Below are 21,559 nucleotides of genomic sequence, written 5' to 3'. Positions count from 1 at the left end.
GCGAACAAACACGCACGCTCCCGCTTAGTCGGTCTCCAGGATGGCAACCGCGGCCGCGGTATCCCCTTCGTGAGTCAGCGATACATGGATCGTCACATCGGCCAAATGCTTGGCGATGGCACCGGTCAGCCGGACCCGCGGTCGGCCCCACATGTCGGTCACCACCTCGATGTCGCGGTGGATGTCTTCGCGAAGCACGGGCCGCTGGGAGAACCGCGACCCGGACCACGCCTTGATCACCGCTTCCTTGGCCGCCCAGCGCGCCGCCAGGTGGCGTGCCGCCGACGAACTCTTGTCGGAGGCGTCTCGCCGTTCACCCGGGGTGAATGTTTCGGCGAAGACGGTTCCCGGCTGATCGACCTGCTCGGCGAATTCAGTGATGGAGACAAGGTCGATCCCCACTCCGACAATGCTCATGGCGCCGCTCCTCCTCATCGCCGCGCGGCTGGGAGGTGCCACTGCATCGTCGCCAGCGCGGCTCATGGGTTGCGACCCTATCGGACGGTCACAGAGGGTGTTTACACACGGTAGAGGTCCCCGTCGCCCAATCGCGCTTCCGCATCGAGCAACATCGCCGCCTCCTGCCGCTTCTCGGACACCTCGTGGTCGAAACGACGGTCCGCGGGCCGCTCGTACATCGGGCGCCCGCCGGCTATCGCCGAAACCAGCCTGCGCTGACCAGCCAGCAGCCGCGCGTCGGCCCGTCGCTGATAGTCGGCACGCTGCCCGGCGTCCAGCGTGGCCAGGAAGGCCTGCGGGTGCACCAGCGCAACCAACCCGGAGACGTGGCCGAACCCGAGGCTGGTCACCAGCCCAGCCTTCAGCGGGATCTTGCCGCCCAGCCGCAACGTGTCGCGGATCCAGACGAAGTGCGCGGAGCCGGCCAGTTCCTCGTCGACGCAGTCCAAGCTGCGGTTGGGCGGAATGACCCCGTCGCGCAGCACCTGGCACAGCCCCATCATCTGGAAGACCGCCGCGCCGCCCTTGGGGTGTCCGGTCAGGCTCTTTTGCGACACGATGAACAGCGGTGCGCCGGGCGAGCGGCCGAGCGAATCGGCCAGCCGCTCGTGCAGTTCGGTCTCGTTGGTGTCGTTGGCCAACGTCGAGGTGTCGTGTTTGGAGATCACCGCGACGTCGTCGGCCTCGACACCCAACTTCGCCAGCGACCGGGCCAACGGAGAATCCTTGCCGCCACGCCCGGCGCCCAGAGCGCCAAGACCTGGAGCCGGAATCGAGGTCTGCACACCATCGCCGAACGACTGCGCAAAGGCCACCACCGCCAACACCGGCAACCCCATCTTGACCGCGAGATCGCCGCGGGCCAGCAGGATGGTTCCACCGCCCTGGGCCTCGACGAAGCCCAGCCGACGCCGGTCGTTGGGCCGGGAGAACTTCGAGTCCGCGATGCCACGGCCGCGCATCATGGCCGTGTCGGCGGTGGCCGCCATGTCACCGAAGCCGATGACGCCTTCCAGCGTCAGGTCGTCGATGCCGCCGGTGACCACCAACTCGGCCTTGCCCAACCGGATCTTGTCGACGCCCTCCTCGACAGAGACCGCGGCCGTCGCGCACGCGGCGACCGGATGGATCATCGCGCCGTAGCTGCCGACATAGGACTGAACCACATGCGCTGCAACGATATTCGGCAGCACCTCCTGGAAGATGTCGTTGGGCTTGTTACGGCCCAGCAGGTTGCCGTGGTACATCGTCTGCATCGAGGTGCCACCGCCCATGCCGGTGCCCATGGTGTTGGCCACCAGGCTTGGGTGCACGTAGCGCATCACTTCGGCCGGGGTGAAGCCGGCGGTCAGGAACGCATCGACAGTCGTCACGATGTACCACACCGCCAGCCGATCGATCGAGGTCGCCATGTCCGGGCTGACGCCCCACACCGTGGGGTCGAAGCCGGTCGGAATCTGCCCACCGACGTTTCGCGACAGCTTGATGTTGCGCGGCACCCGAATCTCGGTGCCCGCCTTGCGGATCACCTCCCAGTCGGTGGAACCGGGCACCGGGCGCACGACGGTGTGCTCAGGATCGAACTGCGCGAACGCGCGGGCGTCGGCCTCGCCGGACACCACGAAGCTGAAGTCCTTGTCCAGGAACACGCTTACCAACAGCGGCGCGGAGTGGTCCGGGCCAATCGCGCCGTCGTCGACAAACTCACGGATGCCGACGCGCTCCACCACAGCGTCGTGGTAGCGCTCGACCAGCTCCGCCTCGTCGACCAGATCGCCGGATTCGGTGTCATACCAACCAGGTTGAGGGTCATCCTCCCAGCGGATCAGCCCGGTGGTCCAGGCCAGCTCGAGGACACCGGCGGCTGACAATTCGTTGTCGACCTCCATCTCGAAGCGGGTGCGCGAGGAGCCGTACGGGCCGAGTTCAGCGCCGCCGACGATGACCACCAAATCAGCCGGGTCGACGTCGAGGTCGTCCCATTGCGGCGGCGGGGCCGGGGCGTAGCCACGCGGCGGCGACGGCAGCGCGGCGATCGTGCCCTCGGCGTCAGAGTCGTCGTCCTTCGCGGCCTTGGCGGACTGGTCCCCGCGCGCCTTGGCGGCCAACTCGGCCATGTCCAGGTCGACATCGCCGAGCCCGCCGGTCAGGTCGACCTTCAGCGGCGCGCAGGCGGCGGCCGCCTTGGACTCGATGTCGCAGAGTCCGAGCAGCATGCCGGCCATCTCATCGGTGGAATACGTTGTCACACCAGCTTGTTCGACGGCGGTGACGATCGCGTCATTGTGTCCCATCAGCCCAGTGCCGCGGGTCCAGCCGATCAGCGGGTGCGCAAGGCTGACGCGCTGCGCCCACGATGACTCGGCTTTCCATCGGGTCACCACGGCGTCCAGCGCCGACTTGGCTTCACCGTAGGCGCCGTCGCCGCCGAACATTCCGCGGTTGGGCGACCCGGGCAGCACCACGTGCAGCCGCGCGGCGATGTCGCGCTCGGCGCCGATTCGCGACAACCCGCCGATCAGTCGCTGCACCGCCCACAGCAACACCTTCATTTCCATCTCCGAGCGCGAGCCGGCCTCGGTCAGGTCGCCGGCGACACGGGGTGCCGCGAACGGGAACAGCAGCGTCGGGATCTGCGCGTCCTTGATGTGAATCGATTGCGGGCCAAGGCTTTCGGTTTGCTCGGTGCCGATCCATTCGGCCAGCGCATCGATATCCGAGTAGGACGCCATGTTGGCCGCCACCACCCACAGGGCGGCGCCGTAGCGGGCGTGATCGCGGTACAGCGCCCGGTAGAAAGCTAGCCGCTCGTCGTCGAGCTTGGATGTCGTCGCGATGACGGTGGCACCGCCGTCGAGTAGCCGCCCGACCACCGACGCCGCGATCGAGCCTTTGGACGCGCCGGTGACCACCGCGACTTCGTCGCTGTAGCGGCCGTTGTCCGGGTTCTCCGCGCCGGCTGCGATCCGGCCGTAGAGCGAAGCGTGGATCTGGCGCCCGGCCGCAAGTGCCTTGCCATGCCACCAGGTCGCCTGGGTCGCCACCACGTGGCCTGCACCCTCGAACCGCTCGGACAGTCGGGCCCAGTCGGCGTTGACCTCGTCGTCGTCGATCAGCCAGAGCTTGACCAGGTCTTCGCGGGCACTGGCCCAACGGTCGTCGAACAGCACGGCCTTCTTGCCGTCGAACACCGGTGCCACCAAGCGTGGCCAGTCCGCGCCCAATTCGGCGCTAACCAGGTCGATCAGCTCTGCGTCGGTCGCAGCCGGCGGCACGGTGACCGCGTCGTCCAACCCCAGTTGACCCAGCACCAGGCGGGCCGCCGAGGCCAGCACGCCGTCGCGGCCGGTGATCTGCTCAGTGAATTCGCCGAGCGCGGCGGCATCGACGGTCGCACCGCCGGTGGCGCCGGACGACGGCAGCGTTACCGCAATTCCGCGGCGGGCGGCCACCGCCGCCACCGCGGCGTCGATGACCTTGTCGACGGAAGCGGCGTCGGGCAGGGCACCCTCGTGCAGGTTGCCCATTGCGCCGCCGCGAACGCTGGCGGCTTCGCGGGTCCCGAGCGCGACCTCGACCGTGACATGCTTCGCCCAGCCGTCGCCGAGCTCCCAGGTCTTCTTCACCCGCTCGGCGATGGCGCCGGACCGCTTGCCGGACGGGCCCAGCACCGTCCGCAGCTGGTCGTTGATCGCGTCGGAAAGTACTGGCCCATAAGGCTTATAGGTGCGCGCCAGCTTGGTGACTTGCGAACGCAAACCGGCCAGGTCTGCTTCGGCGGCGCCGTCGATGGCACCGAGGTTAAGCTCGGAACCCAAGTCGACCAGCAACTGGTTGCGCCGCGACGATGCGCCATCGGTGATCGACTCGATGGAGTCCAGCTCCTCGATCTGGTCGATGCGCATCTTGGCCGAGAGCGCGATCAGCGCCAGGGTGGCGTCGGCGGCGTCGAACGGAATGTCGTCGGGTCGTGGAGTACCTGGCGGAGCTCCGGCGCTAGCCGGAGCGACGGCGGCGACGACATTAGGGTTGAGTGCGCCCTCCGGCGAGGCAGCGGCCTCGCCGGAAGGTGCGAACTCCTCGTCGTCGCCCGGCTCCGGGTCGGCGTCGGTGGCGAACAGCACCGCGGCGTCGCGCTCGGCGTTGAGCACTTCCACTGTGCTGTGGGCATATTCGGGCAGCTTGAGGGTGTTGGTGGCCAGTCCGCTGACCGTCGGCGCCGACTTCACGCCGATCTCGACGAACCGCTCCACACCCAAACCGCCTGCAGCTTCTTCGGTGAACAGCAGGTCCTGAGTTTCGATCCAGCGCACGGGGCTGGCAAACTGCCAGGCCAGTAGCTCGATGAAGACCGTCCGGGCCATCTCCCGGGGCCGCTCGCGACGCCAGGTGTCGTAGTCGGCGAGAATCTCGTCGAGCGGCTCCGCCGGTACCAGATCGCGAATCTCCTGGATGAAGTCGCGGTCGAGGCTGAACACACGGGGCACCAGGTTGGGGATGTAGCGCCCGACGATCAGGTCGGGATCCTTATCGCGTGGCATGACCCGCTCCAGCGAACGGCGGAACTCTGCCACACCGACCCGCAGCACCTCGGAGTGGAACGGCACGTCGATGCCCGGCACCAGAATGAACGAGCGTCGACCGCCGGCGAGTTCACGGCGCCGCTCCACCTCGGCCTCCAGCTCCTCCAGACCGCGGACCGTGCCGGCGATCGCGTACTGCGAGCCGCGCAGGTTGAAGTTCACGATCTGCAGGAACTCCCCAGTGCGCTGCGAGATCTCGTCGACAAACGCCGGCACGTCGGCGTCGTCGAGATTGATCTGCGACGGGCGGATTGCCGCCAGCCGGTAGTTGGAACGGCCCAGCTCGTCGCGCGGCACGATGTCGTGCATATTGGTTCCACGCTGAAACACCGTCTCCAGCAAGGCTTCCAACCCGTAGATGTCGCTGACGCAGGCCAGCGCCGTGTACTCGCCAACCGAGTGGCCGCAGGCGATCGCGTCCTCGACGAATGCCCCCTGCTCGCGCATCTCGGCGACTTGCGCCGCGGCCACCGTCGCCATGCCCACCTGGGTGAACTGAGTCAGGTACAGCACGCCCTCGGGGTGCTGGTAGTGCACGCCGAGGGCGATCAGGCTGGTCGGGTTGTCGCGCACCACATGCAGGATCGAGAAGCCCAACGTTTCGCGGGTGAACTTGTCGGCGTCGTCCCATACCTTGCGGGCAGCCTTGGAGCGGGCCCGGACTTCCATGCCCATGCCTTTGTGCTGAATGCCCTGGCCGGGGAACGCGTAGACCGTCTTGGGGGCGGCCAGCCGTGCCGTCGCCGACATCACCAGATCCGAGCCGACCCGGGCAGCGACTTCCAAAACCTCTGCACCCTGGTCGATTCCGACCCGATCGACCCGGAAATCCACCTCATCGCCGGGACGCACCATGCCCAAAAATCGGGCTGTCCATCCGATTAGCCGAGCCGGCGGGCGGGCTTGACCGTCGGTGGCCGTCGCCACATGTTGCGCCGCTGCCGATAACCACATCCCGTGCACGATCGGCGATTCGAGACCGGCCAACAGTGCGGCGGACCGATCGGTGTGAACCGGATTGTGGTCGCCGGACACCACCGCGAACGGGCGCATGTCGACCGGTGCGGGCAGCATCACATCCCGTCGGCGCCGCCGCGGGGTGTCGGTGGCGTTTTCGGAGACCGCGCCACCGGCGCGCAACGGGTCGGTGAGTTCGGCGGGACCGGTGCGGCCGCGGATCGCGAACCGCTCCTCAAAGGTGGCGAGGATCGTGCGGTCCGCGGCGGCGACCGTCACCGAAATCGGGACCACTCGACCGACTTCTGTATCGGTGGCCACCGAAGCCGTTGCGGTGACAGTCAATTGGGCCGGCACCTTGGGCAGGGCGCTGCGCAAGTGTGCGGCGTGGTCCAGGTGCAGCAAACTCAGCAAGCCTTCCACAACCGGCACACCCGTAGCAGTGACCGCGGAGCCGATGGCCGCGAAAACCGCAGGCCAGCAGCGCCCGACCAGCGCGTCGGGCACGGTGGTCAGGGTGGGTGCCAGCGGCTCGCCGAAGGTGGCGGTCACTCCGGTGTGGTCGGCTACCCGCTCAGGGTCCCACTGCACGGTCACGGTGGCCGTCCCGTTGTGCACCCGCGGCAGCGCGTCCGGACCGTCGGCGCCCGCGGCGATGGCCAACACCGAGCGCATGGCCTCGATGGCGTCCTTCGGACGGACAACCGGAATGCCGCCGTCAATGGTGCTGGCGGGCAAGCTGAATCGGATGTCGATCCAGGCGCCCGCGATCGGCACGCTCAACACCGCCTGGTCGCCGTCGGTGCGCAGCCGCGCACCGGTGGATAAATGGGTGGCTCGTGGCTCGCGTGGATCCTCGGATCCGCTGATATCACTGTGCACCTGCCATTCGGCAGGATCGGCGATACGGTGCACCGGGTTAGTGGCGACGCGGCCGGCCCACAGCACGTCCGGCGCGTCCAGCACTACGGCCAGCGGCCCGTGCACATCGGTGCGGCCCTGCCGGCGTGCGGTCACCGGCGTGGCCTGCGCCCCGGCTAAGAGCACCTCGTCGATCGCGGCTTGCTCGAAGCGGTCCAGCAATTCGCCGACCGGTTCGTCCATGCGGGTGATACCGGCGACCGCGGCGGTGCCGGGAATGATGCACACCTGGTCGGCGTCGTAGCGGGCGTCGTGGGCTTGCCACAGCGAGTCGCTGCGCCACCAGCGCCGGACGTCTTTGTCGATGACCGGCACGAAGTTGACCGGCTTGCCCGGCGTCTTGCACAGCGTGACGAAGGACGGCACATCGGCCGGGTGCAGCAGCACGGTCTCAGCGTCGGGATAGCGCGCCAGCAGGGCGGCAACGGCCTCACGGGGGTTCTCCAGCAGCGCCTCGTCGTCAAACAAAGTTTCGATCGGACCGTGGTCCTGGGGGTGCAGCCGCGCTTCGGCTCGCTTAAGCATCTGCTCGAACCGGTCGCGCCAGGTGTCGGCCAGCCACAGGCTGCCCGGTGCGGCGGTGTCGGCCGTGCTGTTCCCGTCGCCGATGGTCAGCTCGACATAACGCTGCAGCCACTGCAGGTAGGTCATCTCACCGACGTCGCCGAAGTATGGCTTGGCGGTGGCGGCCATCGCCGCGATGATCTCGTCGCGGCGCTCCGCGACCGCCTCCGCGTCTCCGGCGACCTCGTCGAGCAGCCGCCCGCAGCGCGAAGCGGAGTTGTCGATCTCGTGGATGTCGGCGCCGAGCTGACTGCGGCTGGAAGCCATGCCGCCCTGAGCTTTTCCGGCGCTGACCCAATGCTCGGTGCCCTGCGTCTCGACCAGCATTCGCTTGACCGACGGCGACGTGGTGGATTCCAGCGTGGCCATCGCGGCGGTGCCGACCAGAATGCCGTCGACGGGCATCAGCGGGAAACCGTAGGACTCGGACCAGCGGCCGGACAGATACTCGGCTGCCCGCTCGGGGATGCCGATGCCGCCGCCGACGCAGACGGTGATGTTGGGCCGCGACCGCAATTCCGAGTAGGTGGCCAGCAGCAGATCGTCGAGGTCTTCCCAGGAGTGGTGACCGCCGGCGCGGCCACCCTCGATGTGCACGATGACCGGCTTGGTCGGCACCTCGGTGGCGATGCGGATAACTGACCGGATCTGCTCGATGGTGCCCGGTTTGAACGCCACATGGCTGATCCCGACCTCGTTGAGTTCGCCGATCAGCTCGACGGCCTCTTCCAGCTCGGGGATGCCGGCACTGACGATCAGGCCGTCGATTGGCGCACCGGATTGGCGGGCCTTCTGGACCAACCGTTTCCCGCCGACCTGCAGCTTCCACAGATACGGATCGAGAAACAGCGCGTTGAATTGGTAGGTCCGACCCGGGTCAAGCAGCCCGGACAGCTCTTCGATGCGGTCGTTGAAGATCGGTTCGGTGACCTGCCCGCCGCCGGCGAGCTCGGCCCAGTGTCCGGCGTTGGCCGCGGCGGCGACGATCTTGGCGTCGACAGTAGTGGGGGTCATGCCCGCCAGCAAGATCGGCGACCGGCCGGTCAGCCGGGTGAACTTCGTCGAGAGCTTGATCCTGCCGTCGGGCAAGCTGATTACCGACGGGGCGTAGCTCGACCAGGGACGGGCCACCTCGGGGACGGCGCCGATCGTGAACAGGTTGCGTTGACCGCCGCGGGTCGCCGCGGGCACGATGCCGATGCCGAGGCCGCGGATCACCGGCGCGGTGAGCCGGGTGAGGATGTCGCTTGGCCCCAAATCGAGAATCCAGCGCGCGCCCGCCTCGTGGACCTTCACGACCTCGTCCACCCAGTCGACCGGCTGCACCAAGATGTACTCGGCCAACGCGCGGGCCAATTCGACATCGAGGCCGACCTTCTCGGCCCAGTCGCCGACAATGTCGACACCGTCGGACAACCGTGGCGTGTGGAAACCGACCTCGACCTGCACCGAATCGAAGACCGGCGAGAAGACGTCGCCGCCCCGGATTTTGTTCTTGCGGTCGGCTTCCTCCTTCTCCGAGATCTGCTTGCAGTACAGCTCGAAGCGGGACAGCTGCTCAGGGGTTCCGGTGATGACGACCGAGCGCCGGCCGTTGCGGATCGACAAGACGGGCGGGAGCACAGTCCGGACGTCTTGGGAGAACTCTTCGAGCAGCCGGTAGATGCGTTCGGGGTCGGCGTTGCTGACCGACACCATCGGTGAGCGGTCACCGAGGACGGAGATTCCGCGCCGGCGGGCCACCAGCGTCCCGGCCGCGCCGATCAGCTGTGCCATGGCCAACAGCTCAATGTCGCGATTTCCCGCGGCCTTGAGCGCCTCGACGCCCAAGATGCCTTGCGAGTGGCCGATGACGGCCACCGGCGGGGTGGCGTGCAAGTCCATGCCTTGCCGCGCGAGGGTGCGTATCGCGGCGATCTGGGCCAGCAGCACGCCAGGCAACGACACCGCGGCCGACGTGAGTTGCCTGGCCGACGGCACCGGGTCCTGCGCCGCCAGCGCGCGTACCCAACGCAGCGGCTCGAAGCCGATGGGACGCACCACGACGAGCTCCTTGGCGACCGGTTCGAGCAGCATGTCCGCTTCGCCGACCAGCGTTGCCAGCTCGGATTCGATGCCTGCCGAGGACACCAGCTCTTCCAGCGTCTCCAGCCACGCGCCGCCTTGCCCACCGAACGCCGCGGCATAGGCCTCGCCGGCATTGAGACGGTCGACCAGAGCATGGGTGCCCTGCGTGGCCGCTGGAGCATCCGAGGCCGCCCCGTCGTGGTCCGCCGACACTGGGTGGTGTTCGTAGATCGTCAAGTGAGTATCTCCTATAGCGCTTTTTGCCTTGCGTGTCAGAGCCGCGCTGCTCTGCGGATGTCGTCGAAATCCCGACTGAGCCCCCGTCCAACGACCGCATCTCGACCGACCCGGCAGGCCGACCGAGGGTGTCATCGGCTGCCATAAGCGTGTCATAAGCACCGGTGGGAGTTCCTGCGTGAATCGGTTACTGGTGAGTTCTACGCGCGGGTAATGGTGCGCTGGGTAACAGTCCGCTCAACCGCAGCCGACGGCCTGCGGACCAAACCTGCTGCGTGCAGGTGGTTACGCTCGAGTAACAACAACAGCGCAGCTCAAGGCAGTATTGTTATGCAATCGTTATCTAGAAAATCTGCGCTCCGCCGGGCACCTCGGTCCAAACGTGCCCGCGCGCTGCGGGATTCCATAACCAGCCCGCCGGACGGCGCGGAAGAAGTTTGCTAGAAACTTACCCGCGGGTCAGCGTACTTAGCGGTGTCGCCGGTAAGTTCGTCGGGGGTTGTTACCAGACGCCGCTGGTGCCGAGTCTGCGCTGGTGGCGTCGAGCCTGCGCTCAGCGCTAGCTTTTTCGCCTCGGCGTCGCCGCCACCGCAGTCTCGGCACCTCAGCGAACAGGCCCGACGAACTTTCGAGCGAGACCACTTAGGTCCACTGGCCGAATTGGGGCTTGCAGATGTTGTCGATGTCGACCCCGACGCCGCCCACATTGCGTTTGTCGATCTCGACTTGGTGGAGATTTGCGGCGGGATGAGTGTATCCGCGCGGTGACCCCCAGTTGTGCTGCCAGTAGTAGGAGCCCAGGCCGTCCTGCAGCGCCCAGTCGATGGTTTTGGAGTTGGCGTACACGCCGACCCGATCGCGGCCCAGGACTTCCTCCCAGCCACACAGGTAAGGCGCTACCTGCTGCTTGTACTGCTCGTAGGGCGGGTCGTCATCGATCGAGGCGTAGATGGGGGCTGCGGCCGGGCCACCTGCCGCGGCGTGCAGCTGCCACCCGCGCTGGGCATGGGTGACGCCCGCGCTTTGACCGCCAAGCCAGTCGGCGGAGCTCTGCTTGCCGTACTGGTAGCACGAAACGATCTTCAGGCCGTTCTGGTTGAGGTCGCGAGCTTCGGACAATTGGATGGGCTTGCCGAGCATCCAGGACCCGCCGGGCCGACGATCGGATACGTACCGGATGGACCCTACTGCGCCAGCCGCCCTGATCTGGTCGGCGGGGATCACCCCGGCCGCATAGTCCAGCAAGATACCCAGCCCATCCGCCGAGGCCGACGGGGGGCACAGCGATTCCACTACAACAGCAAGACCCATCAGGGCAGGTGCCGCCGCCGCCAATTTCAGCACCTCGCGCCGCGACATTGACACAGGCCACAGGATAGGACAAGTGCACCGATTACCACATCAACGCCGCAGTCACATCTATATCGACTTCGGGTATATCGACTTCGGGCCAGCTTGATGCCCACCGAGTGGTCGGCGATCGAAACGGCAACCCACCCGACCTGCGCCACCGCGGTCGCCGACGCGTAGGTCAGGCAGGCCGATCGCCGGTCGGGGTCCTGCTTCGCGGCGCGTGACCGCTGGATCACCACGGCAACGCGCATCACAACGTAGCCGGCGACCAGGACCCGGTCGTTGACGTATCGGCCGTCGGCAATCGACGAGAAGAGCTCCGGAATCCCCAACGTCAGCACCAGGACACCCACCATTTGCAGCGTCGTCGTCAGGCGAAACACCCAGTCGTCGGTGTCGTAGGCCGAAGCGAACCAACTGAAGTTGATCCTGGCCCAGCTCACCGCGAACGTGGCGAACAAGAATCCGGCCAGCCCGGCTCCGACGTGGCCGGCGGCCAGCAGGTGTGCAAATTGTGCAGCCGCTCCCCGAAGGCGATCACGAACGTCGGGTCAAACAGCAGCTCCAACGGCGTAGCCACCCGATGCGGCTGCTAGGGATCGCGGCCCGACATCCGGCGGAGTGGGTGCGCTAAGGGCGCACTAATCTGGCGGCGTCCATGTTCGCTCACCCGGACATTCTCGCCGGATGCACGCGCCGGTATGTACGATCCTCCCCATGCCGCTGGTCAGTGGTGCGACAGCTGCCGGATTTCACATTGTTCGGCTGCTCGGGGGCGGAGAGCTCGGTGAGCTCTACGTAGCGCAACGTCTGAATCTGCCGCGTCAGTACGCGCTCAAGTTCCTACCGCCCGAGCTGTCGGCCGACCCGGAATATCGCTTCCGGTTCCACCAAGAGTCCGATCAGGCAGCCGCTCTGTCGCATCCGAGCATTGTCGGTCTTCACGATCGGGGCGAGTTCGAGGATCAGCTGTGGCTTGCGATGGACTACGTCGAGGGCACCGACGCCGCCCAGCTGCTAACTGATGCTTATCCCGAAGGCATGCCGCCGGACATGGTGATCGAGGTCATCTGGGCGATCGCCGAGGCCCTCGACTACGCCCACGAGCAGGGGCTAGTGCACGGCTACGTGAACCCGAGCAACATCCTTGTCGGCGATTCGGCCCCCGGCCGGCGACGAATCCTCTTAGCCGGCTTTGGTGTCGCCCGGCCGCCCGATGAGACCAACAGTTTGACTCGGGCGAACCTTGCCATCGGCACTGTGAGCTATGCGGCCCCCGAGCAGCTGCTGGATGACGCGATCGATGGCCAAGCTGACCAATATGCCTTGGCATGCACAGCGTTTCATTTACTGACCGGGTGGCCAGCGTTTGCACACATGAAGCCGGCCGTGGTGATCAGTAAGCACCTCAACGAAGCGTCGCCGCGGCCAAGTGATGTCAAACCCGAGTTGATCTACTTCGACGCGCCCTTCGCCCGCGCACTCATGAAGGCACCCGCGGAGAGGTTCACGCAATGTCGAGAATTCGCCAAAGCGCTTGAGGCGAGAGGCAGCCTGAAGTCTTTCATCCCGGGCGCTAAAGCTGCTTTGCTCGCCACCGCGCCGGAGACGACCGACGCGTGGGCGACCGAGCCCGCGGCTGCAGCGGTATCCGCCCCCCCGGCTGCCGACGTCGGCGGTACTCCCGCGCCGCCAGATATGTTGCCAACGGCCGAAGTTGACGATCCCGTCGCGCCGCCGGATGTCTTACCAAAGTCAGACGTCGATGATGCCGTCACGCTGACAGAACCTGATGCCTCGAGTGCCGCCCCTGACGACGCGTCGATCTCGGCGCGCCGTCGTCGGCGGCGGCTGCACACGACAGCGCTCGGCCTCACCATTGTCGCGGTGGCGATAGGAGGGATCTTGGGCGTTATGGCGTTGCGCTCGGCCCCGCGGTCCGATGACACGCCCGCAAATGTCGACACGTTTTCCCCGGTGCCTACTACCACTGCCACGCCCCCGGCGCCAGCGGCGGCCATCCCGCCGCCAATCGTCAAGGCTCCAGCTCCCGCAACCACCACACCGGCCGTCACAGTGTCGCGAGCAGCACCGGTCGCTCCGACGACGACGTCACCCTCAGCGGCGTATACGACTGTGCCGCAGACCACCCGGGCCCATGCGCAGTCGCCGACGACTACCCCGTCCGGTCTGGATCCTCGGCCTGCCATTGGCATTCCCTGCGGCGCCCCGGGCGCGACGGCCACCTCAAACGCGGGCATACCCGTTATTTGCGCGAGCACGCCTGGCGGAGCCGCGTGGGAACCTCCCGGCGGCTGACCGGCACGCGAATAGGCCATCGCCGCCGATTACTCCTTGTACTTGCTAAGTTTATAAAGTTAGCGTCAAGGATAATGGCAGCCCGATTGTGAAGGACCGCGAGGACCGCGACAAGCTCATCGACTTGACCCGACAAGCCGTCAAGCTGGCACGCGATAAAGCGACCGACCTTGCGCCCGCTGAACAGAGGGTCCACGCAGGCGAGTACACGTCAATCGAGCGCCACGAATGCGACGTCGCGATGCGGTCAAGGCGTTCAACAACGTGTGCTCGCATCGGCAGTCGCAGGTTGTCACAGGTTGCGGTAAGGCGAAGCGATTCACCTGCCCCTATCACGCTTGGACATATGACGATAGCGGGCGGCTAGTCGGCTTGCCCGGCCGGGAAGGCTTCCCCGGCGTCGAGGTGAAGTCCGACGGCCTGACCGAGCTGTCGGCTACCGAATTCGCTGGGTTCCTCTGGGCGGCACTCGATCCCGCCGCCCCGTTGGATATTGCCGCCCATCTGGGTCCGCTCGCCGAGGAACTCGACTCGTGGGGCATCGGCCGGTGGTCTCCATTGGGCGAGAAGGTCCTGGACACGCCGATCACCTGGAAACTGGCCGTCGACACCTTCTCGGAGAATTACCACTTCGCCACCGTCCACATCGTGCCGTCGGTAAGCATCGCCAACGGTGAGCTGTTCCGTATCTATCCGGGCGAGATGCCAGGCAGATCCGTTACTGTCCACCAGAATTCGACGCCGCTGGACATTTCCGAGGAATCCGTGGCAGCTGGCGCACAGGCTGTCTTCGACTATGCCCATGCCGCCGTGCGCGACGAGGACTACCGGCTCGTGCAGGGCCTACAAGCCAACCTTGAATCCGGGGCCCGCGATCACCTGTTGTTCGGCCGCAACGAGCCGGGGCTGCAGCATCGCCACAATTCCTGGGCGTCCTGGACCCGGGCGAGCAGGTCGTCAGCTATCCAGCGATAGCGCTGCGATCAGTGCGTCCACCACATCGCGGCAATCCGACTGATCGTTGGCCGGAAACACCTTTCGTGCCTCTGCGCGCCGGCCAGAGATTCTCAACGCCCGGACCTGACCGACCAGGCTCGGCTCCTCGACAGTGCCCAGCACGTCGATCAGCTCCCAATCCCGGTAGAGCGCCAGCGAGCGTTCGTAGAATGCGAAGCCACTGACCGGTTCTCCGCGCAGCGTTCCGCTATACCGGTACGGCCCTTCCATGTATTCGATCGGCAGGCGGTGCGCTGGGGCGGCCACCAGAGGCTCTCCGGTGAGATCCAGTTGCAGTGTCGGACAGCGCGGCCGGTGGCGGTCGGGCATGAACCGGGCCGGCGCCAGCGGCGGCAGCAGCGGCTGAATCGCATCCGGCCATCGGACGTAGCGGCTGACTACCACGTCGACGTCCTGCGCGCACTCCGGCGCCGCTGCGGGATCGGGATAACTGGCCGTGACGCCCGAGAATGGTTGCAGTGCATTACCGTCCGTTCGCTCGAACTGGCGCCAGACGCTCAGATCGACGCCGTTGTCCAGGTTGATCGTGCGCCACTCATCGGAAAAGGCCCGCGGATCTCCCCCCGCTCCCGCCGCCGCCGGCGTACTTGAGAAACCACTGCCGGTCGACGTGGCCTGCGCTGCCGGTGATCTGTTCGTTCAGCTCGCCCCAGCGCAGCGGTCCGGTCACCGCCATCGCGGTCTGGAAATACGAGTAGGTGTCGTGCTGAGTGCTGGCCGAAGCAGGTGATCTTCCCGTTGTGTGCGTCCGCGCCGACGGGCACCGGGGCTCGGGTGGGCGTGACGGTCAAGTCCAGTTCCATCGATTGGCCCGCCTGATCCACACCCAGCAGGCTGACACGGTAGGTGTAGGGCCGCAGTTCGCCGTCGTCGTCGCGGCACGTCGTCCACGCCACCGGCCCGGCGCTGCTTTGATACCGGCGCCTTTGTCGCAGTCGATAACGCCATGGTGTAGAAGTCGGCGATGATTGTTCCGCCCGGACGGTTTTGTCGAAGCCGGTCAGGAATGCGAACGATCGACCTGTTGTGCCGGTGAGCTCGCCGGCGGTGAACCAGGTGTCGGATTCCTGGTCGGGGTGTTCGCCTTCGGCGGCGGGGAAATCCAGCGCGCGGTCGTCGGCGACGAGCCGAAACGGATAGCGGTGCCACTCGTTGGTCATGTCACCCCTCGGGAACGGTGCCGGGCCTTCAAGAATGCGAAATCACCTCCGGCGCGAATGTTTTACCGGCGCCGGTGAGCACGACGCAGCCGTCACGTTCCAAGTCACGCCACACGTCGAGCAGCTTGTGGTGCAGCGCCGCGTTGATGACATTGTGAGCATGTGGGCGATTGATCGTGACGATCCATACGGCGCCGTCCGTTGTCCCCCGAAGTTCGTCGCTCACAGTCGCTCAAATAGGCCTTCACTGTTGGCCGCGCGGCTCATGGCGGGCCAGCTGGCTTTTTACCTATGTTAGCGTCAATAGCAAAGTTGACTTCGCCTTTTCAGAGGTGGTGCCCCAGTGCCGAAAACCCATGACCACCGTTGCTACGACCAGCTTTTCATCGGAGGGCACTGGCGCGAGCCGTCCACCCGGCAACGGATAACAGTCATCTCCCCGCATTCCGAAGAGCCGGTCGGTTACGCTCCCGCCGCGTCCCCGGCCGACGTCGAAGCCGCCGTCGTCGCCGCGCGAGACGCTTTCGACCATGGACCGTGGCCCAGGCTGGACCCGGGCGAGCGGATGCGCAAGGTGGAACAGCTCGCGACGATCTACTCCGGCCACCTCGACGAGATGGCCGACCTGATCACCGACGAGATGGGTTCCCCACGCAGTTTCAGCAGGCTCGGGCAAGCGGCGGCAGCGGCGTCGCTGATCCACCTCGCGCTGGCAGTAGCCCGTGACTTTCCTTGGGCCGAACGCCGCCAAGGGGTGCTCGGCGAAGTGCACCTGCGCCGGGCTCCGGTCGGTGTGGTCGGGGCGATCGTGCCGTGGAACGTGCCGCAATTTCTGATCATGCCCAAGCTGATTCCCGCCCTGATCGCGGGCTGCACCGTCATCGTCAAGCCCGCACCCGAAACACCGTTGGACGCTTTGTGGTTGGCCGAGATGATCGAGCAGCTGGACCTGCCCGACGGGGTGGTGTCCGTGCTCCCCGGGGGAACAGATGTCGGCGAGGCGCTGGTCCGCCATCCTGGCGTGGACAAGATCGCGTTCACCGGGTCGAGCGCCGTCGGCCGCCGGATCGGCGCGCTGTGCGGCGAGCAGCTCAAGCGCGTCAGCCTGGAACTCGGCGGCAAGTCAGCGGCGATCATTCTCGATGATGCCGACATTGACAAGACGGTCAAAGGCCTCAAGAGCGCGAGCCTGATGAACAACGGGCAGGCCTGCGTCGCGCAGACCCGCATCCTGGTCAGCGAACAGCGTCGTGACGAGGTCATCGACGCGCTGGCCGACATGATGTCGGGTCTGCAGGTAGGCGATCCATCCGACGAGGCGACCGACGTCGGGCCGCTGGTGGCGCAACGGCAACAGGCTCGGGTACAGGACTACATCCGGTCCGGGGTGAAAGAGGGTGCCCGGATCGTCCTGGGCGGCGAGGATGCTCCGAGCCAACCAGGCTGGTATGTGCGACCGACTCTGTTCACCGACACCACCAATGACATGCGGATTGCGCGCGAGGAGATCTTCGGCCCGGTGCTGAGCGTGCTGACCTACCGGGATGAAGACGATGCGATCCGCATCGCCAACGACAGCGACTATGGTCTTGCCGGATCGGTCTGGACCGCGGATACCGCGCACGGCCTCGAGGTGGCCGCGGGTGTGCGTGCCGGCACCTATGGCATCAACATGTACGCGCTCGACATCGGCAGCCCGTTCGGTGGTTTCAAGCAATCGGGCATCGGCCGCGAGTTCGGCCCGGAGGGCCTGCACGAGTATGTCGAGCTGCAGTCGGTGGTCAGCAAAGGACCGATGCCGCCGCTGTCTGGTTAAGGCCCTAAGGACACGCGAGTCTTTGGGGTTTGGGGTGCTCGATGCGCCCGGCTCGCAGCGACAAATTCGTCGGGCACCTAAAGGTTGTCGCTACCAGGCGGGCACATCGTCGCATCCTTCTCCGCCGAGGCTGGTGTACCAGTTGGGGTTGCGGCCCAGCCGCGCAAGACGTTTCGACTGCACGTCCGCCTGGTCGCCCACAGCGACGGGCGCGCCGAACATCGCGGCAACGCTCAGCGCCAGTGGGTCGCTCGGCAGGGCCGCGTAGCCCGTCATGCCGACCATTCGCAGGGCGTCGTCGTAGGTACCGAATGCCAGCTGATAGCTGATGGGTGCTGTCATCACAGCGTGAGCGAATGCCCGCTCGGCACCGAATCCAATTGTAGCTCACGGGAAGTGAACTACGAGCCGCCGCGTTCGTAGATGAGTTGATCCCGATAGGTTCCGGTGGCGCGCAGAGTGATTGCGCCGTCACCGGTTCCCGCGAAAAGTAATGCGACGCAACGCTGGGCTGCATTGATACCGTCGACAGTGATGTCGTGATCGACGGTGACCAGCCGTCCCGTGCCGCCGTCGAAGGCAGCGCTCAGGTCGGTGAATTCTTCACCGTCGCGGGTGAATCGGGCCCAGAGTGGCGGAATGTCGCGATCCAGCCGTCGCTGTCGCCCTCGGAATAGCATCGCTTGTGCTGCACGGTCAGATTCAGGATGGCGTCGCGTCCCGCCGCACCATCGAGGACGTACTGCTGCTGATAAGTCATGGCCACCTGTTCTCTCCCTGTTTCACCGGCTGACGATGTATCCGTGGCGTTGTCGGTCCCACGCCCCGGGCCCGGCTCCTCGCGCGCGAAGGATGTCCTTGCGGACCCGCCCGATGATGGTCTTGGGAAGCGCGCTGACGATCTCGACATATCGCGGCACACAGAAGTACGGCGTCCGGGCGCTGCAGAAGTCCAGCAGCTCAGCGTAATCCAGCGCGCAGTCCGGTCGCAGCACAATGACAAGCAGGATGTCGTCCTCGCCGAGGTCGCTGCGCACGCCGACCGCCGCCGCTTCGAGCACCGCCGGATGACGGAGCACAACGGTCTCCACTTCGACCGACGAGATGTTCTCGCCGCGGCGGCGCAGCGAGTCCTTCACCCGGTCAACGTAAGCCAGATTTGTGATCGCTGTCCAGCACGCCGAGGTCGCCGGTGCGAAACCACTCCGAATGGCGGTCGATGCCACCTTCACCGTTCACATACCCTTCGCTCATGACATATGGGTAGCGCGGCCGGCACGCGATCTCCCCCACCGACCCGTCCGCAAGCGGCTCACCGCCCGGGTCGACGATCCGCACGTCGAAACTGGGATTGGGCCGGCCCGAGGTTCCTGGCACGCCCTCCTCGGCAATGCCTTTCACCGCGATCGGGAAGGCCTCGGTCATCCCGTACATGGTGACGATCCCGCAGCCGTAGCGTTTTTCGATGTCGCGATACACCGACGCGTCAATGGGTGCGGCGGAGATGAACCGCAGCGGCACCTGCGCATCGCGGGGATCGGGCGGTTGACGCAGCAGCATCGACACCATGGCGCCGGCACCGGCGAATCCGATGGCACCGCACGCGCGTATCTCGTCCCACACCGTCGCAGGGTGCAACGCCGGCGCCAGCACCGTTGTCCCGCCGACGAGCATCGGCGCCAGCACTGACGGCGCCGCACTCAAGTGAAACAACGGCATCGCCGTCCACAGCACCTCGCCCGCCCTGAACCCCCAGGACGACGCGACCGTTGCGGCCGCAGTGAACAAGTAATGCCACGTGGTGGCAACTGCTTTCGACGCGCCGGTGGTGCCCGAAGTGAAGAACAGCGACCCGATATCCCCGACATCGCCGACGTGATCGGCCGTCGTCTCCGCGACGCAATCCCAATCACCCCGCACCACATGCTTGCCAGGCCAGGCAGTTGCTCAGTCGCCTCAGCGACCCGCAGCTGTCGTACGGTGTCGGTGATGACCGCGTTCGCCCGCGACAATCGAAGAGCGTGTAACAGGAACTCGCCCTTGTTGGCGGCGTTGACCGCCGCGGTCACCGCGCCGATACGCGCCGCACCCAACCAGAAATAGATCCACTCCGGACACGTCGCGGTGAACAATGCGACGCAATCATCCGGTCCGATACCAAAGTCCCGCAATGCATTTGCCGCTGCACAGGACCGCCCTCGCATCTGCTCAAAGGTCACGTCAGTTCCCGCAATCGACATCATCACCCGGTCGGGAAACTGCTCGGCGGGACGATCGAGCACCGCCGCGACGCTGAACCGCTCGACACCGAAATCAGCTGGGCCAATCGACTTTCCGTCGCAGGAAGGTTCCGCACCAGTCGGCGCGCGGGACATCGGGCTCCTTATCAGGCCTGGGCCGCCGCCGGGTCGGGCTCACCGTCGGGGGCGTAGCCGAAGTCGTCGGGCGAAACCTGTTCGCCTGGGTAGAAGCGATGCGCCCAGCGGCGAAGGGCCGCGTAATCGTGGGCCTCTTCCGGCGCAAGGTTCGGCTTCTCCAGGTACTTCATGTTCTCCCAAGTGAAGAAGTCCTGTTTGAAGACTTCGTGCTGCAGGGCAAGGAAGCGCGCAGCCCGGCCGGTGGGCTTGTCACCGGTGTCTCCCGGCTCGCGGATGGAGGCCTGCGTATAGAAGTAGTCGGTGTAGTCCTCGTCGACCGGAGTCTGCCCGGTGACCTGGACGGTGGCCACCAACTCACTGGGAAAGCGGACCACGCCCAAGCCGAGCGAGTAGTTGTCGTAGACGATCTTGGCGTCGACGGGCCCATTCGTCGTAGACGATCTTGGCGTCGACGGGCCCATTCGGGGTCAGCCAGGTCTGCGCCCGGCCGCCACCGAAATGGGCGTTGACCGTCGCGTGTAGGCGTAACCGGACACCTCGAACGACGCAGTGGTGGCGGGGTTGGCGACCTTGTGCACGTATCGCACATGATACGGGTCAGCAGCGTTCTCGACGATCATCTGCACATGCACTTTGACGCGGTTGACCATCCGGGTGTGCGGATGCAACGGGTAGTACTCGTCGGTCTCCAACTCAGCCAGCACCGGCGGTTGGCAGTACGGCGCGCGGCCGTGCCGCTCATGCCAAACCAGCATGAAGCCATATCACTCCGTGCTGTGGTAGGTGCGGACGCGGACGTTGTCCTTGCAGCCGATCTTGCTGTACGGGATCAGCGCGTTGCTGCCGTCGCCGCGCCAACGCCATCCGTGCCAAGGGCAGACGATGTTCTCCCCCTCGACGGTGCCGCCGACGCCCAAGTTGGCGCCCAGGTGTTGGCATTATGCGTCCAGCACGTTCAACTGGCCGGACTCGGTGCGAAACAGCACCAGCTCCTGGCCGAAGTAGTGCGCTCGCTTGACCTCGCCGGCCGGCGGGTCCGAGGCGAAACCGACGATGAACCAGCCGGTCGGGAGTCGGTACGGCGACAGGCTGATGCCGCTCGTCCCGAACTCGCGCTCCGATGGGTCGACGGAGGAGTCCGAAACCGTGTCCGTCACTAGCTGCTCCTTTTGAGTCCATTTCTCGTGGCAGCCAGGTGGCGCACGGCCGCGCTTTGCACTCGCCGCGCTTGGAAGACTCCCGTCTATTTTTACTATTTTAAGCACTGAACGTCAGCGCACCGGCCCGGCCGGCGGTAATGTTGGGCCTGGCGTCCGAAAGTGAATCGAGGTTGGCCGATGACGTCTACGAGAGTCGATCTGTCCGATTTCTCATCGTGGCGCAACAGCTTTCCCGATGATCTGTTCACTGGGCTACGGCAAACGTCCGTCGGACCCGGACCCGGACCCGGACCCGGACCAGGTCAGGCCGCGTTTGCCGGCGTTGAGGTAGCCGAACGGCGGTGAGTCCGCGCCGTCGGGTATCGGGGAGCAGCTGGCGCTGAACCGCCGCAACGGATCCCCCTTGCGGCGGTTCGATTTTCATGACGTCAGCACCGGCATCGGCCAACAGCTTTCCGCAGTAACTGCCGGCGATCCGGTCACTGATCTCGACAACACGGACGTCGTCCAGCGGTGTCGCTCGGCGGTCGTGGCGCTGGCTCAACCTGTATCCGTCTACCTCGTCGGG

General features: G+C 66.1%; 7 protein-coding genes and 7 pseudogenes. 3 read left to right on the top strand and 11 right to left on the bottom strand.

The window, feature by feature from the left end:
- Positions 1 to 24: 24 nt before the first annotated feature.
- The 4 genes and pseudogenes from acpS to M5I08_RS10795 form a co-directional block, all read right to left on the bottom strand.
- Positions 25 to 417 carry a holo-ACP synthase AcpS gene (gene acpS, locus M5I08_RS10810; RefSeq protein ID WP_219066610.1) on the bottom strand — a complete coding sequence of 131 codons (393 nt, stop codon included), beginning with the start codon at positions 415 to 417 and terminating at the stop codon, positions 25 to 27.
- A gap of 101 nt (positions 418 to 518) precedes the next feature.
- Positions 519 to 9,788: a type I polyketide synthase gene (locus tag M5I08_RS10805; protein ID WP_219066609.1), complete on the bottom strand. Its 9,270-nt coding sequence runs from the start codon at positions 9,786 to 9,788 to the stop codon at positions 519 to 521.
- A 642-nt stretch (positions 9,789 to 10,430) separates the two neighbouring features.
- On the bottom strand, positions 10,431 to 11,153 hold the full coding sequence (locus M5I08_RS10800) for a DUF1906 domain-containing protein (RefSeq protein ID WP_219066608.1): 723 nt from the start codon (positions 11,151 to 11,153) through the stop codon (positions 10,431 to 10,433).
- 98 nt (positions 11,154 to 11,251) lie between these two features.
- A pseudogene (locus M5I08_RS10795) lies at positions 11,252 to 11,721 on the bottom strand (low temperature requirement protein A); the annotation flags it as partial.
- Positions 11,722 to 11,858: 137 nt separating this feature from the next.
- Between M5I08_RS10795 and M5I08_RS10790 the strand changes: the two are divergent.
- Entirely contained in the window at positions 11,859 to 13,460 is a 1,602-nt protein-coding gene (locus tag M5I08_RS10790) for a serine/threonine-protein kinase (protein ID WP_219066607.1), read from the top strand.
- Between the two features lie 88 nt (positions 13,461 to 13,548).
- A pseudogene (locus tag M5I08_RS10785) lies at positions 13,549 to 14,435 on the top strand (aromatic ring-hydroxylating oxygenase subunit alpha).
- Here M5I08_RS10785 and M5I08_RS10780 read toward each other — a convergent pair.
- Positions 14,418 to 15,637, bottom strand: a pseudogene (locus M5I08_RS10780) (lipocalin-like domain-containing protein). The pseudogenes M5I08_RS10785 and M5I08_RS10780 overlap by 18 nt on opposite strands.
- A gap of 28 nt (positions 15,638 to 15,665) precedes the next feature.
- Complete coding sequence (locus M5I08_RS10775) at positions 15,666 to 15,863, bottom strand: enoyl-CoA hydratase/isomerase family protein (RefSeq protein ID WP_219066606.1); 198 nt, start codon at positions 15,861 to 15,863, stop codon at positions 15,666 to 15,668.
- Positions 15,864 to 15,980: 117 nt separating this feature from the next.
- Here M5I08_RS10775 and M5I08_RS10770 point away from each other — a divergent pair, with 117 nt between their 5' ends.
- Positions 15,981 to 17,453, top strand: coding sequence for an aldehyde dehydrogenase (locus tag M5I08_RS10770; RefSeq protein WP_219066605.1), 1,473 nt, complete (start codon positions 15,981 to 15,983; stop codon positions 17,451 to 17,453).
- 90 nt (positions 17,454 to 17,543) lie between these two features.
- Here the strand turns inward: M5I08_RS10770 and M5I08_RS10765 are convergent, their stop codons facing one another.
- The 5 genes and pseudogenes from M5I08_RS10765 to M5I08_RS10735 form a co-directional block, all read right to left on the bottom strand.
- The gene (locus M5I08_RS10765) at positions 17,544 to 17,798 is read right to left on the bottom strand and encodes a hypothetical protein (RefSeq protein ID WP_219066604.1); all 255 of its coding nucleotides are present in this window, start codon (positions 17,796 to 17,798) and stop codon (positions 17,544 to 17,546) included.
- Positions 17,799 to 17,854: 56 nt separating this feature from the next.
- A pseudogene (locus M5I08_RS10760) lies at positions 17,855 to 18,219 on the bottom strand (nuclear transport factor 2 family protein).
- 16 nt (positions 18,220 to 18,235) lie between these two features.
- A pseudogene (locus M5I08_RS10755) lies at positions 18,236 to 19,828 on the bottom strand (AMP-binding protein).
- Positions 19,829 to 19,839: 11 nt separating this feature from the next.
- A pseudogene (locus M5I08_RS10750) lies at positions 19,840 to 20,988 on the bottom strand (Rieske 2Fe-2S domain-containing protein).
- Between the two features lie 279 nt (positions 20,989 to 21,267).
- Positions 21,268 to 21,535 (bottom strand): annotated as a pseudogene (locus M5I08_RS10735) (CoA transferase); the annotation flags it as partial.
- Positions 21,536 to 21,559 lie beyond the last annotated feature (24 nt).

This window comes from Candidatus Mycobacterium methanotrophicum (genome assembly GCF_023515995.1).
GTDB lineage: Bacteria > Actinomycetota > Actinomycetes > Mycobacteriales > Mycobacteriaceae > Mycobacterium > Mycobacterium methanotrophicum.
The sequence above is the reverse complement of the archived record's forward strand: the minus strand, read 5'-3'. Positions and strand labels throughout refer to the sequence as shown.

Bases quoted from the DNA above. Each gene is read 5' to 3' on its own strand.
- acpS (WP_219066610.1), bottom strand. From the start codon at position 417: ATGAGCATTGTCGGAGTGGGGATCGACCTTGTCTCCATCACTGAATTC.
- M5I08_RS10790 (WP_219066607.1), top strand. From the start codon at position 11,859: ATGCCGCTGGTCAGTGGTGCGACAGCTGCCGGATTTCACATTGTTCGG.